Here is a 12,241-nt window from a genome sequence, read left to right on the forward strand (position 1 = left end):
GGAAAGGCCGCCTTCCAAACGGAAGGCGGCCTTTCTTTTGTGAAGGGTGGGAAAAGGGCTGACCGGTTGCGGCCTCCTGCGCGATAAACTAAGATACAGCCATCAAGTGAGATTATTTATCTGCGAGGTGAGCGAGATGAAACGTTTCTTGTTGGCGCTAGGGGCGGTTGTCCTTGGGGCGGGCGTCCTTCAGGCGGCGTCCTTTGGAGTTCTGAAGGAGGACGTCCTTCTGCAGGGGGTCGGAGAGACTTCGGAGAACGGCGAGTGCACCGTCAAGGCCGGAGAAACGGTGACCGTTTTAGGCCATGTCAAGACGATTGTGTTTGTGACCGATCACCTGAAAAGCTTCGGCTGGGTTGACGCGGAGCAGCTGGACGAGGGAAAACCTCAAGGTCAGAAGGCTCAGCTGAAGGACTTCGGCGTGCCGCGGTTTAACTTCTTCGTCACCGCGCCGGCTGACTGGCAGAAGCAGCCCGACTCGGCAAACGGTGACGGCGTGATCTTCGCCGCGCCGGGCGGCGTGGACGCTCGGGCGTGGGGCTCGTTCAACGTCTTCAACACGACGGCAGAAAGCGAGTCAGAGGAAGTCGCCGACCGGGAGAACTGCGCCGACTTCCTGACGGTGCACGGCGACGACTGGTGCGTGACGATCACGCTGAGCGAGGACGGGACGTACGAGGTCCAGAAGAAGATCCTAGTTGATGACGGCGGCACTTGGCTTGGCGCGAGCGTGAGCGGTCCGAAGGAAGCGGTCTGCGCCCTTGGGGAGAAAGGCGCCGAGTTCGTCGCTTCTCAGCGGCTCGGGAAGTAGCTCGACAGATGGTCTGGATCACGACGAAGACCGGCGACGGCGGCGAGACGTCGCTGTACGACGGCACTCGGCTTGCCAAGGACGATCCGCTGGTCTGTTTGTATGGGACGCTGGACGAGTGTCAGGCGTTCTGCGGTTTGGCTCGCGCGTCAAGCGCCTGTGGGGCTGTGAAGGAGCGGATGAAAAAGCTGGAGGAAAACCTTTTCGAGCTGATGGGGGTTCTCGCCCATTCGGGCAGGCCGATGCTGGCGATTGCCGAGCTTGAAGGGTGGACCGAAGAGGCTCATCAAGTCTGCGGAAATTCGTTTGAGTTCCTTCTGCCGGGCGAAAGCGCCGCCGACGCGGCCTTTCACCTAGCGCGGACGGTCGCCCGGCGGGCTGAACGGCTGGCTGTGCCGCTTCTCCGGTCCGGCGTCGTCACAAAGGAGCAGTTCGCCTACATCAACCGGCTGTCGGACGTCATCTACGCCCTTCTTCTGTGGGAGCGGGCGGAGGCGAAGGGCCGGCCGGAAGAGCGGGGACAACGGGCCTGTATTTCGTCAAACAGCTGAAGTGGGGGCTTGCAATTTCCCCTGTTGTGCTATAATCAGGCTGAAGACGGTCTCCTGTGGTGTTCGTGATCGTGATTTCAGTTTTGAGCCAACAACCTATTCAATTGGGACTCGGATGGGAGCGCCCGTGGGTGTCTTCGTATGGGTCAAAACTTTTGGATCGGGTCAAAACAACCATGACACGGCATTGCGGGTTCAGTCGATCGGCGGAAGAGGCCTGGCCTCTTCCGCCTTGTTCTTTTTCAGATGAAGGAGGTCCGCGAATGGTTCCCCAACTGGCGCTGGATGAATTTGAAGGGTACATCTTGGACTGGGACGGCGTGATCGCCGAGACGAGCCTGAACTTTCAGCCGATACGGGATCGGTTCTTCGGCGGCCGGCACGCGTCCCTGCTGGAAGAAATGGCCCTGCTTGACGAGCCCGAGCGCTCCCAGTGCCGGGAAGCCATCGAAGCCGAGGAGCTTCGCGGCGCCTGCGCCGCCCAGATTGTCCCCGGCGCGTCGGACCTTCTGGGCTGGCTCGTTCGGCAGGGGAAGAAATACGCCGTGCTGAGCCGCAACAGCCGGTCGTCTCTGGACCGCTCAGCGGCGAACATCGGCGTGACCCTGCCGCCGGTGACGGTCACCCGCGAGGCGCCGCACGTCAAGCCCGACCCTCGGGCCCTGTGGGACGTGTGCGACCTGCTGGACGTGCGGTCTCAAGACTGTTTGGTCGTCGGCGATTACGTGTACGAGCTGTTGGCGGCGCGCCGGGCCTGCATGAGGGCCGCGCTCGTCCAAAAGAACGGCCCGTGGGCCTCGTGGGCCGACGCGGTCTATCCGCGGCTGACCGATTTCGTTCGCGCGCTCGGCGAGAGGGAAACGTTTGTGCCGTGGGAATATCACGGCGCAGAGGTCGGTTCCGAGTTCGTCCGAGCCGGCGACCTGACGTCGCTGGAAGGCTGGCTGAGCCTTGAACGGGCGGCGGCTTCCGGCGCCAGAGAAGTGCGCGTGCCCGTCGGGCTTCTGGCTGAGCCGATGTGGCGGGCCTGCCCGGGCCTGCCTGCCGGGCTCGCCGGCCTGTCGGTCAAGGACGCGGTTCAACTGTGGCTCGGCGGCCGCTGGCCGCTTTTGTCCGTGACGGAGGAGCAAAACGATGACTGATTGGGAGACGCCGTTAGCCGAACGAATGAGGCCGCGGAGCTTGGACGAGTACCGCGGTCATAGCTCGATTCTCGCGCCCGGCGCGCCGCTTCGCCGTTTCCTCGAAGAGGGCGACGTGCCGAGCTGTATTCTCTACGGGCCGCCCGGCGTGGGAAAAACCGCGCTGGTCCGCCTGATGGGGCGCGTCACCGGCCGGGAACTTCTGGAGATCAACGCGGTCAGCGCCAAGGTGAGCGAGCTTAGGGATTTGGTGGATCGGGCGGCTGACCTGCGGCGGCTGAGCGGCCGATCGGCTATCGCTTTCGTTGACGAGCTGTACCACTTTAACCGGAGCCAGCAGGACGCTCTGCTCCCGTCGGTGGAGCGGGGCGAGGTGATTTTGGTGGGCACGACCACCGAAAACCCTCGGTTCGAGATCAACAAGACGCTCCTGTCCCGGCTGTTGGTGTTTGAGATCGGCCCGCTGGAGAAAGAGGACCTAGTCGAGATCCTCAAGAGCGCGCTGACCGACCGGGAACGCGGGCTTGGCGAGCTGGAGCTGTCCGCGTCGGATGATGTTATCGAGGCGATCGCGGCCTCTGCGGGCGGGGACGGGCGGCAGGCTTTGACCCGGCTGGAGTTTTTGTCCCGGGCGATCGCCGTTTCGGGCCGTCGGACGATTGAGGAAGACGACCTGACGAAAAGCCTGCCGGCGGCGTTTGTCCGGCACGACCGGCGGCAGGACGACCATTACGCCGTCATCAGCGCGATGATCAAGAGCATTCGCGGCTCGGACCCGGACGCGGCGGTCTACTGGCTGGCCCGGCTGATCGAGGGCGGGGAAGACGTTCGGTTCATCGCCCGGCGGCTGATGATCCTAGCCGCCGAGGACGTCGGGCTGGCGGACCCGCAGGCGCTTGTCGTGGCGACCGCCGGGGCTGACGCGGCCGATCGGGTCGGCTGGCCGGAGGCGCGGATTATCCTGAGCGAAGTAGCGCTGTACTTGGCCGCCGCGCCCAAGAGCAACAGCGCCTATTTGGCAGTCGGCAAGGCGCAGGACGCGATCCGACGGGGGGACTTGCTGGCCGTGCCGTCGCACCTGATCAACGGACAGCCGGGTTACCAGTACCCTCACGACTTCCCCAACCACTGGACGGCTCAGGCGTACCTGCCCAAGCCGCGGCGGTTCTACGAGCCGGGGAGCATGGGCGTCGAGTCCCGGATTGCCGCCAGGCTGGCTATGTTCTGGCGGAGGTTTCAGGAGAAAGACGAAAAGAGCGGCGAGCCGGATTGACGGCTCGCCGCTCTTTTATGGTTATGACCGGTGGAACGCGATGAAGAGCCGGTCCCGAAGCAGGGCCAGCGCCTCGCGAAGCGCCATCGTCGTGTAGTCCAGCCCCTTGGACGACGGCAGCAGGTCAAACGGCAGTCTGACCGGCGGCGCGTAGCTTGGCACCGGCGCGAAGACGAACTGGACGTCCGGCGCGTAAAACCGGGCCCACAGGGCGGCTCGGGCCATGTGAAACTTGTCGGTCACAAGGGCCGTCGGGCCGCTCATCTTTCGCAGAATCGGCGCGGAGAAGCGGAAGTTCTCCTCGGTCGTCCGGGACGACCGCTCGATTAAAACTTCCCGAAGGTCCTTTCGCTCGCTGAGCCACGACAGCAGAAGCGGCGACTCGATGCCCGACAGGAGAATCGGCCCGCCGTTGGTCTGCTGAAGGGCGAAGCGAAGCCGGCGGACTGACGCGGGGGACGCGGTGAACCTCACGCCGTCGAAGACGGCGCCGCCGGAAAGCACCAGAACGGAAGCCGGCTTCTGGTCAGACCGGGGAGAGCATAAGGATTCCACAGCCCGAAGGGCCCACTTCCCGCCGAGGGGCGTGCAGGCCGCGAGGAAGACGAGCAGCCCGGCGGCAAGCCACCGCTTTCGGCGGCCCAAAAGGAGCCAGAGCGCTGTCCCCCAGAGCAGTAGTCCCAGCGGGGAGGCGGCGAACAGCAGGGCGCTGCTGAGGAATTCCTGTCCGGCGCAGGGGAAACTCATGCCCTGGTCAAGGCGGACTCAAGGGCCTCCGAGTTGTGCTGGATATGGTCGCCCATAGCCCGGGAAGCTCGATCCCCGTCGCCGTTCAACAGCGCGTCGATGACTTGGATATGTTCCTGCGCCAGCTCGAGAATCGTCCGCTGATCGATCAGCGAATAGGGCCGGTACAGGTTGATCTGATCGACAAGGTCGCTGAGGACCTCCTGAAGAAACCGATTGCCCGAACTCTCGTAGAGGAACTGGTGGAACAGGTAGTCGGCCTGCAGGTACTCGTCTTTTGTCGTGCTGTCGTTCATGCCGGCAAACTGGGCGCGGAACTTTTCAAGCTCCCCTCGGGGCGTCCGGCGCGCCACCAGCTGCACGGCAAACCGCTCCAAGTCTTCCCGCAGGGCGTAAAGCTGCTCGGCGTCCTCGGCGGTCGGGCAGGTCACGTAGGCGCCTTTGCGGGGCGTGAGCGTCACGAGGCCGGTTTTCACCAGCTGGCGAATCGCCTCGCGGACAGGCGTGCGCGAAACCGCCAGCTTGGAAGCCAAATCGACTTCGGAAAGTTTCTCGCCCGGGGCGAGGTGCCCGCTGACGATGGCGGCCTTGATCTTCTCGTACACTACCTGACGCAGGTCAAGAGTCTTGGCTGGACGGAAAGGATTATCCATCGCGTTACTTCCCCCTCACAAAATAAAACGGCCCTGCCATAGGCCGGGACAGTCAGAAAATTCGTATTTTGTGTCCATTATACAAAAAACATCAAAAGGTGGAAAGAGGGCCGGGGCAAGGAGTTTTTTCTTTCGACCGGCGGCGGGATTTTTCAGGCCGGCGGAAATGGACGGAAAAAGGAAAACTCGTTAATTTTACGGCGTTTTATTGAAGCCATCATTGTGGCACAATATTCCGAAAAATAAGCAACGGCCTCTTGAGGCCGGTCGGAATCCGCAGGCGGACTGATCGAAACTCGACTGCTCTGGCCGTGCGGCGCAGGACTGGTACAATAGAGGACAATATGAGGTTCGCTGTTTTGCGGCCAAAAGGGGATATGCGGAATGAGAATTGCCGTCGTCGGTGCAACTGGTGAAGTCGGACGGGAGATGCTCCGTCAGCTGGAGCTTCAGGACGTTCGCGGGGAGGTGCGGGCTTTCGCTTCCGCGCGCAGCGCCGGAAAGAAGCTGCCGTGGCGCGGCGGAGAGCTGACCGTTGAGCTTTTGGACGAGGCGTGGCCGTTTGACGGCGTCTTCGACTACGTCCTGTTGGCGGCTGGCGGCGAGCTGTCCAAGCGGTTCGCGCCCCGGGCGGCCGCGGCCAAAGCGACGGTGATTGACAACAGTTCGGCGTGGCGGGGCGACCCGGCCGTACCGCTCGTCGTGCCGGAGGTGAACGGCGGTCTGCTCCAGGGCTACCGGGGCATTGTGGCTAACCCGAACTGCTCGACGATTCAGCTGGTGCTGTCGCTGTCGGAAGTTTACCGCCGCTGGGGCATTAAAGAAATCGTCGTGAGTACCTATCAGGCGGTCAGCGGCGCGGGCCATCGGGGCATTGAGGAGCTCCTCGCCCAAGAGAAGGGGGCGACGGAGCACAAGAAGTTCCCGGCTCAGATTTGGCGGAACGTCATTCCGCAGATCGGCGGCGAAGGGAAGGACGGCTTCTGCGAGGAAGAGGTCAAGATGATCGTCGAGCCGCGAAAGATTTTCGGCGACGGGTCGATAGAGTGCTGGCCGACGACCGTTCGCGTGCCGGTGATGTACGGGCACAGCGAGTCTGTCTTCTGCCGCACGGCCCGGCCGTTTGAGAATCTGGAAGAGGTTCGGGAGGCCATGCGCCAGTCGCCGAACGTGGTCTGGGAAGACGGCCTTCTCACGCCTCTGACCCACGCGCCGGAGAGCGACGCCACGTTCGTCGGGCGCCTTCGGAGCTGCGGCGCCGGGGCCTTCTCGTTCTGGAACGTAGCCAACAACATTCGCGTCGGCGCAGCGACCAACGCGGTGCGGATTTTAAGGCGGCACGCCGAGTTGAACGGCGCGGCCAAATAGCTGAGGAAAATCCGGAAGGAGGACGAAAAATGTTTCGAGGAACTGGAACGGCGCTCGTGACGCCGTTTAAAGACGGAGCGATCGATTACCCGTGCTGGGAAAAACTCATCGAGCGGCAGATCGAAGGCGGCGTGGAAGCGTTGATCGTTCTGGGAACGACCGGCCAGGCGGCGACTCTGTCCCGGCCGGAGCGGGACGAGGCGGTTCGGTTCGCCCTGTCGCGGGTCAGCGGGCGCGTGCCGGTCATCATCGGCACTGGGACAAACTGCACCGCCTCGACGATTGAACTGTCCCAATCGGCGCTGGAACTTGGCGCCGACGGGATCTTGGTCGTCACGCCGTTTTACAACAAGCCGACGCAGGACGGCCTGTTCGAGCACTTCGCCGCGGTGGCCCGGGCCGCCCGGGGAAAAATAATCCTTTACAACGTGCCGGGCCGGACCGGGTGCAACATGAGCCCAGCCACGGTGCTCCGCTTGGCGACGATAGAGAACATCGTCGGCGTCAAAGAGGCCAGCGGGAACCAGTTCGCCTGTGACGACCTGATCCGCCGGCTTCGGGTCGTCCGCCCCGATTTCAAAGTCTTCTCGGGCAACGACGATCAGGCGTTTCATCTGGTCTGCTCGGGCGGCGACGGGGTCATTTCGGTTCTGTCCAACCTCATGCCCCGCGAGACGAGCGACATGATCCGCGCCGCGTTGGCCGGCCGGCTGGAAGAGGCTCGGGACATGCACCTCAAGCTGCTGCCCCTGATGAAGGACCTGTTCGTGGAAAGCAACCCCATTCCGGTCACCTACACCTTGGCCCGGCTGGGGCTGTGCAAAAACGAGCTGCGCCTGCCGCTGGTGCCGGCCGCGAAGGCGTCGGAAATGCTGTTGGACGCCGATTTGGCTGAACAGGATCTGCTGTCGTGACCGGTTTTTCATACGGCCTCGTCGGCTCAACCGGGCGGATGGGCGGCGAGATCAGGAAAATTCTCGGCCCGGAGGCTTGCGTCTTCGAGGCGTCAATCACCGGGCAGAACGAGACCGGGACGCCTAAGGTCATCTTTGACTTCTCCCGTCCCGAGGCGCTGGAACTCACGCTGGCCGCGTGCCGCCGGTTCGGCTGCGCCCTCGTTTTGGGGACGACCGGCCTGAGCGACGCCCAGCGCCGTCAGGCCGCCGAGCTGGCAAAGACCGCCGCGGTGGTGCAGAGCGCCAACTTCTCCTTGGGCATCGCCGTCCTGTCAATGATCTTGGCCGACTACGGGCCGCTGCTGTCCGACTGGGACTGCGAGATCGTCGAGGCGCACCACAAGGCCAAAAAGGACGCGCCCAGCGGCACAGCGCTGGCGCTGAAGAAAGCTCTTGGCCGCGACGCGGTCACCCACTCGCTTCGGGTGGGCGGCGTCCCGGGAGATCACATCTGCGTCTTGGCTAGCGAGCAGGAAGTCCTCACCCTGAGCCATCGGGCCATTGCCCGAAGCGTCTTTGCCGCCGGGGCTGTCCGGGCCGGCCGGTTCGCCGCGTCCGCTCGGCCGGGGCTTTACAGCTTTATCGACGTGCTTCAGACGGAGCGGGAGCGGAACTCATGAACACCGAAGACGTGATTCGTCTCATTCAGACGTCCAAAAAGCGGACGCCCGTTCGGGCGTTCGTCTCCGGCAGGTTGAAGGGGATCGACTGGGGGGACCTGAAGTTCGTCGGGTCTTCCGAGTTCGGCACGGTCTCCGGCGACTTGGCCGAGCTTCGCCGCGTTCTTGGCGCGAACGAAGACCGAATTGAATCGGCCGATTTTGAGGTGGCCGCTAGGAACTCGGCCGTCCCGTTGGCCGACCTAAGCCAATACGAGGCTCGAATTGAGCCGGGCGCGGTGATCCGCGACATGGTCGAGATCGGCCGCGGCGCGGTGATCATGATGGGCGCGGTCCTCAACATCGGCGCGTCCGTCGGGCCGGGAACGATGATCGACATGAACGCCGTCCTAGGCGGCCGGGCCGTCGTGGGGGCGAACTGCCACGTCGGCGCCGGCGCTGTACTGGCCGGCGTGGTGGAGCCCGCCTCGGCCAAACCGGTAACTGTGGGCGACAACGTGCTGATCGGCGCCAACGCGGTCGTCCTCGAGGGCGTATCCGTCGGGCGCGGCGCCGTCGTGGCCGCCGGGGCGATCGTCACGTCGGACGTGCCGGAAGGCGTCGTCGTCGCCGGCTGTCCGGCCCGAGTCATCAAAAAAGTTGACGGCAAAACCGAATCGAAGACAGCGCTGGTCGAGGCGCTGAGGCAGCTATGAGCGCGCCGTTTCGTCCGTTCCCTTCCGCGTCGATCGCGGTGCACAAGTACGGCGGCTCGTCGGTCGCCACGCCCGAACTGATACGGAAGGTAGCGGCCCAGGTCGCGTCGTGTCGGAAGGACGGCCAAAAAATTGCCGTCGTTGTCTCGGCGATGGGCAAAACGACCAACGGCCTGATTGACCTGGCTAATTCCGTGTCGGCTCATCCAGTCGGCCGGGAGATGGACATGCTGCTGGCCACCGGCGAGCAGGTGTCGGCGTCCCTGCTTTCCATGGCGTTAAACGACCTTGGGATTCCGGCGGTTTCGCTGAATGCCTTCTAGATCGGCATGATGACGACGGAGACTCACAGTTCCGCCCGAGTGCGGGACCTTGACTCGTCCCGGCTCCGCCGTGAGCTGGACGAGCGCGGCGTTGTCGTCGTCACTGGCTTTCAGGGAATTACGGCGTCGGGCGACCTGACCACGCTGGGCCGGGGCGGCAGCGACACGTCGGCCGTGGCTATCGCCGCGTCGCTCGGCTGTCCCTGCGAGATTTACAGCGACGTGGCTGGCGTTTTCGCCGGCGATCCGCACGCCGTTGCCGGGGCCAAACGGCTGGAATATGTCACGTGGGAAGAAATGCTCGAACTGGCGTCGCTGGGGGCGAAGGTGCTTCACTCCCGGGCGGTTGAGATCGCCGAAAAATACGACGTGCCGCTGTACTGCGGGGCGACGTTTAGCGAAGAGAGGGGAACGTACATCGTGAAAGGACTTCCCGAATGGCTGGAACAGCCGGTAGTGACCGGCGTCGCGCTGGCCCGAGGCCAAGTGCGCGTCAGCCTGACCGGCGTGCCGGCTGAAACGGCGTTCGGCGCCGGGCTTTTCACCGCCCTGGCCGAACAGCGAATCAATCTGGATATGATCGTGTCCACGTCCGAAGAGAACGGGACGGCGGCGCTCGGCTTTTCCGCCGCGTCGAGCGACGTGGAGGCCATCTGCGCCACCCTCAAGCGCTTCCCTGCCGCCGGCGGGATGACGATTGACGACCGAGTGGCAAAGGTCTCGGCCGTCGGCGTCGGCATGCAGTCGGCAAGCGGCGTGGCCGGCCAGTTCTTCTCCGCTCTGGCTGAGGCCGGCGTCACGGTCCTCAGCGTGACCACGTCGGAAATTAAAATCTCGGTTCTCGTCCCGGACGCGGAAGCAGATAAGGCTCAGAAGGCGCTGATGGAGCGCTTCGGTCTGGTCGAGTGATGGTCGGAGGGGAGCGCGCGGCCGAGGCTGTGACGCGGCGCGGGCGCTCAGCTCCACAGGAAAGGGGAGCGCGAAGTGATTAACTGGATATGGGCCGGCATGTTTATCATCGGCATCGTCACGGCCATGCTGACAGGGAACGTTCAGGCCGTGACCGACGCGGCCATCAACAGCGCCAACACGGCGGTCGAACTTTCGCTGGGCCTCATCGGGGTCATGACCCTCTGGCTCGGCGTGATGAAGGTCGCCGAAGTCTCCGGCCTGATCCGAAAGGCCGCCCGGTGTCTTCGCCCCTTGCTGGTCCGCCTGTTCCCCGACGTGCCGCCGGATCACCCGGCCATGGGGTCAATTCTGATGAACCTCGCGGCCAACGTCTTCGGGCTGGGCAACGCCGCGACACCGTTCGGCATCAAGGCCATGCAGGACCTGCAGACGTTGAACGGTACCGACGACACGGCGACAGACGCCATGTGCATGTTTTTGGCCATCAACACGTCCAGCGTGACGCTTATTCCGGCCACGACCATCGCGTACCGGGTCGCCGCCGGCTCAGCCAACGCAACTGAAATCATCGGCCCGACCATCGTGGCGACCGCCGTTTCGACTGCCGCCGGAATCATCGCGGCCAAACTGCTCGCCCGGACGCGAAAATACCGCTCCACCTGCCCGGCGCTTCGGATCAGCGAGGGGAGGGAATAGCCGTGTTCGTCCGCGGGGTCAACCTCATCTCCCTGTACGCTATCCCGTTCATTCTCTTGGTCGTCATCGCCTACGGCGTCTGCAAAAAAGTGCGGGTCTACGAGGTTTTCACCGAAGGCGCCAAAGAGGGCTTCAACACGGCTGTGCGGATTATCCCGTTTTTGACAGCCATGCTCGTCGCCATCGGCGTGTTTCGTGCCTCCGGCGCCATGGGGTACTTTGCCAAACTCGTCTCGCCCCTGACGAATCTGATCGGCATGCCGGCCGAAGCCCTGCCGATGGCGCTCATGCGCCCGCTGTCGGGCGGCGGCGCCGACGGAATCATGAACGAGCTGTTCAAAGTGCACGGCCCGGACTCGTTCATCGGCCGGCTCGTCTCCGTCATGGCCGGTTCCACTGACACGACGTTCTACGTGCTGGCGGTGTACTTCGGCGCCGTCGGCATCAAAAAGAGCCGCCACGCCCTGCCGGCCGGCCTGATCGCCGACCTGTGCGGCATGCTGGCCGCTCTGGCGGTCTGCCGGCTCGTGTTCGCCTCATGACGAAACTGACGTTTCCCGAGCCGCCGCGGCCGGGGGATTTTGTGGCGCTGATCGCGCCGTCGTCGCCCGTCACAGAGGCCGAAGCGGCCGAGTGCCGGCAGGTCGTCCAAGCCATGGGCTTTCGGGTTCAGATGAGCGGCTTGGTGACCCAAAACCTGTACGGCTACGAGGCGGGCGACCCGAAAAGCCGGGCCGATGAGTTCAACCGGGCTTTCGGCGACCGGGACGTCAAGGCCGTATGGTGCCTCCGGGGCGGCAACACCAGCTACAAGCTCCTCGACCTGATCGACTGGGACCTTCCTCGGGCGAACCCCAAGCCCTTCGTCGGGTACAGCGACATCACGCCGCTTCATTGGCTGCTCAACCAGCGAAGCGGCCTCGTGACCTTCCACGGCGCCATGGTGCGGTCCAATCTGCTGGGCTCTTCGGACGGCTACAGCTTGGAAAGCCTTCGCCGCGCCGTCTTCGCCGCGCCCGGCGGCGAGCTGACCTTCGCCAACCCGGACGGCTGTCCGCTGAGCGCCGTCGCCCCCGGACGGGCGCTCGGACAGCTGACCGGCGGCAACCTGAGGGTTTTGACGTCGCTGCTCGGCACGCCGTACGAAATCGAAACGGCGGGGAAAATCCTTTTTCTGGAAGACGTGGACGAGAGCACGTCCCGAATCGCCCGCATGTTGGGACACCTGAAGCTGTCGGGCAAGCTCTCGGATCTCGCCGGCGTCCTGCTGGGAGACTTCACGAACTGTCCCAACGACCCGGAGAGCGGCTGGACCACAGAAAACCTGTTGGACGAGTTTTTCGGCTCGTTGGGAGTCCCGGTCCTTCGGGGCCTGCGAGTCGGCCACGGAGAGGTCACCGGCGCGCTTCCGCTGGGCGCCGAGTGCGCCATGGACGCGGCCGCGGGGCTGATTACCTTCCGAATGTAACTGCAAAAGAAGAGGCCGGACGGCTC

The 12,241-nt window shown here is 64.0% G+C and carries 13 protein-coding genes and 1 pseudogene; 12 read left to right on the plus strand and 2 right to left on the minus strand.

What is annotated here, in order from left to right; all coding sequences use genetic code 11:
• Window positions 1-136: 136 nt before the first annotated feature.
• From JONANDRAFT_RS00335 to JONANDRAFT_RS00350, 4 genes are all read left to right on the plus strand, one after another.
• On the plus strand, window positions 137-811 hold the full coding sequence (locus tag JONANDRAFT_RS00335; RefSeq protein ID WP_008522319.1) for a hypothetical protein: 675 nt from the start codon (window positions 137-139) through the stop codon (window positions 809-811).
• Window positions 812-819: 8 nt separating this feature from the next.
• On the plus strand, window positions 820-1,362 hold the full coding sequence (locus JONANDRAFT_RS00340; protein WP_008520008.1) for a cob(I)yrinic acid a,c-diamide adenosyltransferase: 543 nt from the start codon (window positions 820-822) through the stop codon (window positions 1,360-1,362).
• 263 nt (window positions 1,363-1,625) lie between these two features.
• The gene (locus JONANDRAFT_RS00345; protein WP_008520010.1) at window positions 1,626-2,504 is read left to right on the plus strand and encodes an HAD family hydrolase; all 879 of its coding nucleotides are present in this window, start codon (window positions 1,626-1,628) and stop codon (window positions 2,502-2,504) included.
• The gene (locus JONANDRAFT_RS00350; RefSeq protein WP_008520012.1) at window positions 2,497-3,777 is read left to right on the plus strand and encodes a replication-associated recombination protein A; all 1,281 of its coding nucleotides are present in this window, start codon (window positions 2,497-2,499) and stop codon (window positions 3,775-3,777) included. Before JONANDRAFT_RS00345 ends, JONANDRAFT_RS00350 begins: the two co-directional genes overlap by 8 nt.
• Window positions 3,778-3,798: 21 nt before the next feature.
• Here JONANDRAFT_RS00350 and JONANDRAFT_RS00355 read toward each other — a convergent pair whose 3' ends face one another.
• On the minus strand, window positions 3,799-4,524 hold the full coding sequence (locus tag JONANDRAFT_RS00355) for a YdcF family protein (RefSeq protein WP_008522321.1): 726 nt from the start codon (window positions 4,522-4,524) through the stop codon (window positions 3,799-3,801).
• Entirely contained in the window at window positions 4,521-5,177 is a 657-nt protein-coding gene (locus JONANDRAFT_RS00360) for a GntR family transcriptional regulator (protein ID WP_008522323.1), read from the minus strand. Before JONANDRAFT_RS00360 ends, JONANDRAFT_RS00355 begins: the two co-directional genes overlap by 4 nt.
• Before the next feature lie 384 nt (window positions 5,178-5,561).
• On the opposite strand from JONANDRAFT_RS00360, the gene JONANDRAFT_RS00365 reads away from it, so the two are divergent.
• The 8 genes and pseudogenes from JONANDRAFT_RS00365 to JONANDRAFT_RS00400 all read left to right on the plus strand — a co-directional run bounded on the left by JONANDRAFT_RS00365 (window position 5,562) and on the right by JONANDRAFT_RS00400 (window position 12,215).
• Window positions 5,562-6,545, plus strand: a complete 984-nt coding sequence (locus tag JONANDRAFT_RS00365) for an aspartate-semialdehyde dehydrogenase (protein WP_008522324.1) — start codon at window positions 5,562-5,564, stop codon at window positions 6,543-6,545.
• A 29-nt stretch (window positions 6,546-6,574) separates the two neighbouring features.
• Window positions 6,575-7,459 (plus strand): 4-hydroxy-tetrahydrodipicolinate synthase, encoded by an 885-nt coding sequence (gene dapA, locus JONANDRAFT_RS00370; protein WP_008520020.1) that lies wholly within the window; start codon window positions 6,575-6,577, stop codon window positions 7,457-7,459.
• Complete coding sequence (locus JONANDRAFT_RS00375) at window positions 7,456-8,121, plus strand: 4-hydroxy-tetrahydrodipicolinate reductase (RefSeq protein ID WP_008522326.1); 666 nt, start codon at window positions 7,456-7,458, stop codon at window positions 8,119-8,121. Before dapA ends, JONANDRAFT_RS00375 begins: the two co-directional genes overlap by 4 nt.
• Window positions 8,118-8,816, plus strand: a complete 699-nt coding sequence (gene dapD, locus JONANDRAFT_RS00380) for a 2,3,4,5-tetrahydropyridine-2,6-dicarboxylate N-acetyltransferase (RefSeq protein ID WP_008522327.1) — start codon at window positions 8,118-8,120, stop codon at window positions 8,814-8,816. The genes JONANDRAFT_RS00375 and dapD overlap by 4 nt, the downstream gene beginning before the upstream one ends.
• Window positions 8,813-10,048, plus strand: a pseudogene (locus tag JONANDRAFT_RS00385) (aspartate kinase). The gene dapD and the pseudogene JONANDRAFT_RS00385 overlap by 4 nt, the downstream one beginning before the upstream one ends.
• 75 nt (window positions 10,049-10,123) lie before the next feature.
• Complete coding sequence (locus JONANDRAFT_RS00390; RefSeq protein ID WP_008522328.1) at window positions 10,124-10,747, plus strand: nucleoside recognition domain-containing protein; 624 nt, start codon at window positions 10,124-10,126, stop codon at window positions 10,745-10,747.
• 2 nt (window positions 10,748-10,749) lie between these two features.
• Complete coding sequence (locus JONANDRAFT_RS00395) at window positions 10,750-11,289, plus strand: spore maturation protein (RefSeq protein WP_008522329.1); 540 nt, start codon at window positions 10,750-10,752, stop codon at window positions 11,287-11,289.
• On the plus strand, window positions 11,286-12,215 hold the full coding sequence (locus tag JONANDRAFT_RS00400; RefSeq protein ID WP_008520032.1) for a S66 peptidase family protein: 930 nt from the start codon (window positions 11,286-11,288) through the stop codon (window positions 12,213-12,215). The genes JONANDRAFT_RS00395 and JONANDRAFT_RS00400 overlap by 4 nt, the downstream gene beginning before the upstream one ends.
• The last annotated feature ends 26 nt before the right edge of the window (window positions 12,216-12,241 follow it).

This window comes from Jonquetella anthropi DSM 22815 (genome assembly GCF_000237805.1).
Classification (GTDB): domain Bacteria; phylum Synergistota; class Synergistia; order Synergistales; family Dethiosulfovibrionaceae; genus Jonquetella; species Jonquetella anthropi.

Bases quoted from the DNA above. Each gene is read 5' to 3' on its own strand.
- JONANDRAFT_RS00335 (WP_008522319.1), top strand. From the start codon at position 137: ATGAAACGTTTCTTGTTGGCGCTAGGGGCGGTTGTCCTTGGGGCGGGC.
- JONANDRAFT_RS00340 (WP_008520008.1), top strand. From the start codon at position 820: ATGGTCTGGATCACGACGAAGACCGGCGACGGCGGCGAGACGTCGCTG.
- JONANDRAFT_RS00345 (WP_008520010.1), top strand. From the start codon at position 1,626: ATGGTTCCCCAACTGGCGCTGGATGAATTTGAAGGGTACATCTTGGAC.
- JONANDRAFT_RS00350 (WP_008520012.1), top strand. From the start codon at position 2,497: ATGACTGATTGGGAGACGCCGTTAGCCGAACGAATGAGGCCGCGGAGC.
- JONANDRAFT_RS00355 (WP_008522321.1), bottom strand. From the start codon at position 4,524: ATGAGTTTCCCCTGCGCCGGACAGGAATTCCTCAGCAGCGCCCTGCTG.
- JONANDRAFT_RS00360 (WP_008522323.1), bottom strand. From the start codon at position 5,177: ATGGATAATCCTTTCCGTCCAGCCAAGACTCTTGACCTGCGTCAGGTA.
- JONANDRAFT_RS00365 (WP_008522324.1), top strand. From the start codon at position 5,562: ATGAGAATTGCCGTCGTCGGTGCAACTGGTGAAGTCGGACGGGAGATG.
- dapA (WP_008520020.1), top strand. From the start codon at position 6,575: ATGTTTCGAGGAACTGGAACGGCGCTCGTGACGCCGTTTAAAGACGGA.
- dapD (WP_008522327.1), top strand. From the start codon at position 8,118: ATGAACACCGAAGACGTGATTCGTCTCATTCAGACGTCCAAAAAGCGG.
- JONANDRAFT_RS00400 (WP_008520032.1), top strand. From the start codon at position 11,286: ATGACGAAACTGACGTTTCCCGAGCCGCCGCGGCCGGGGGATTTTGTG.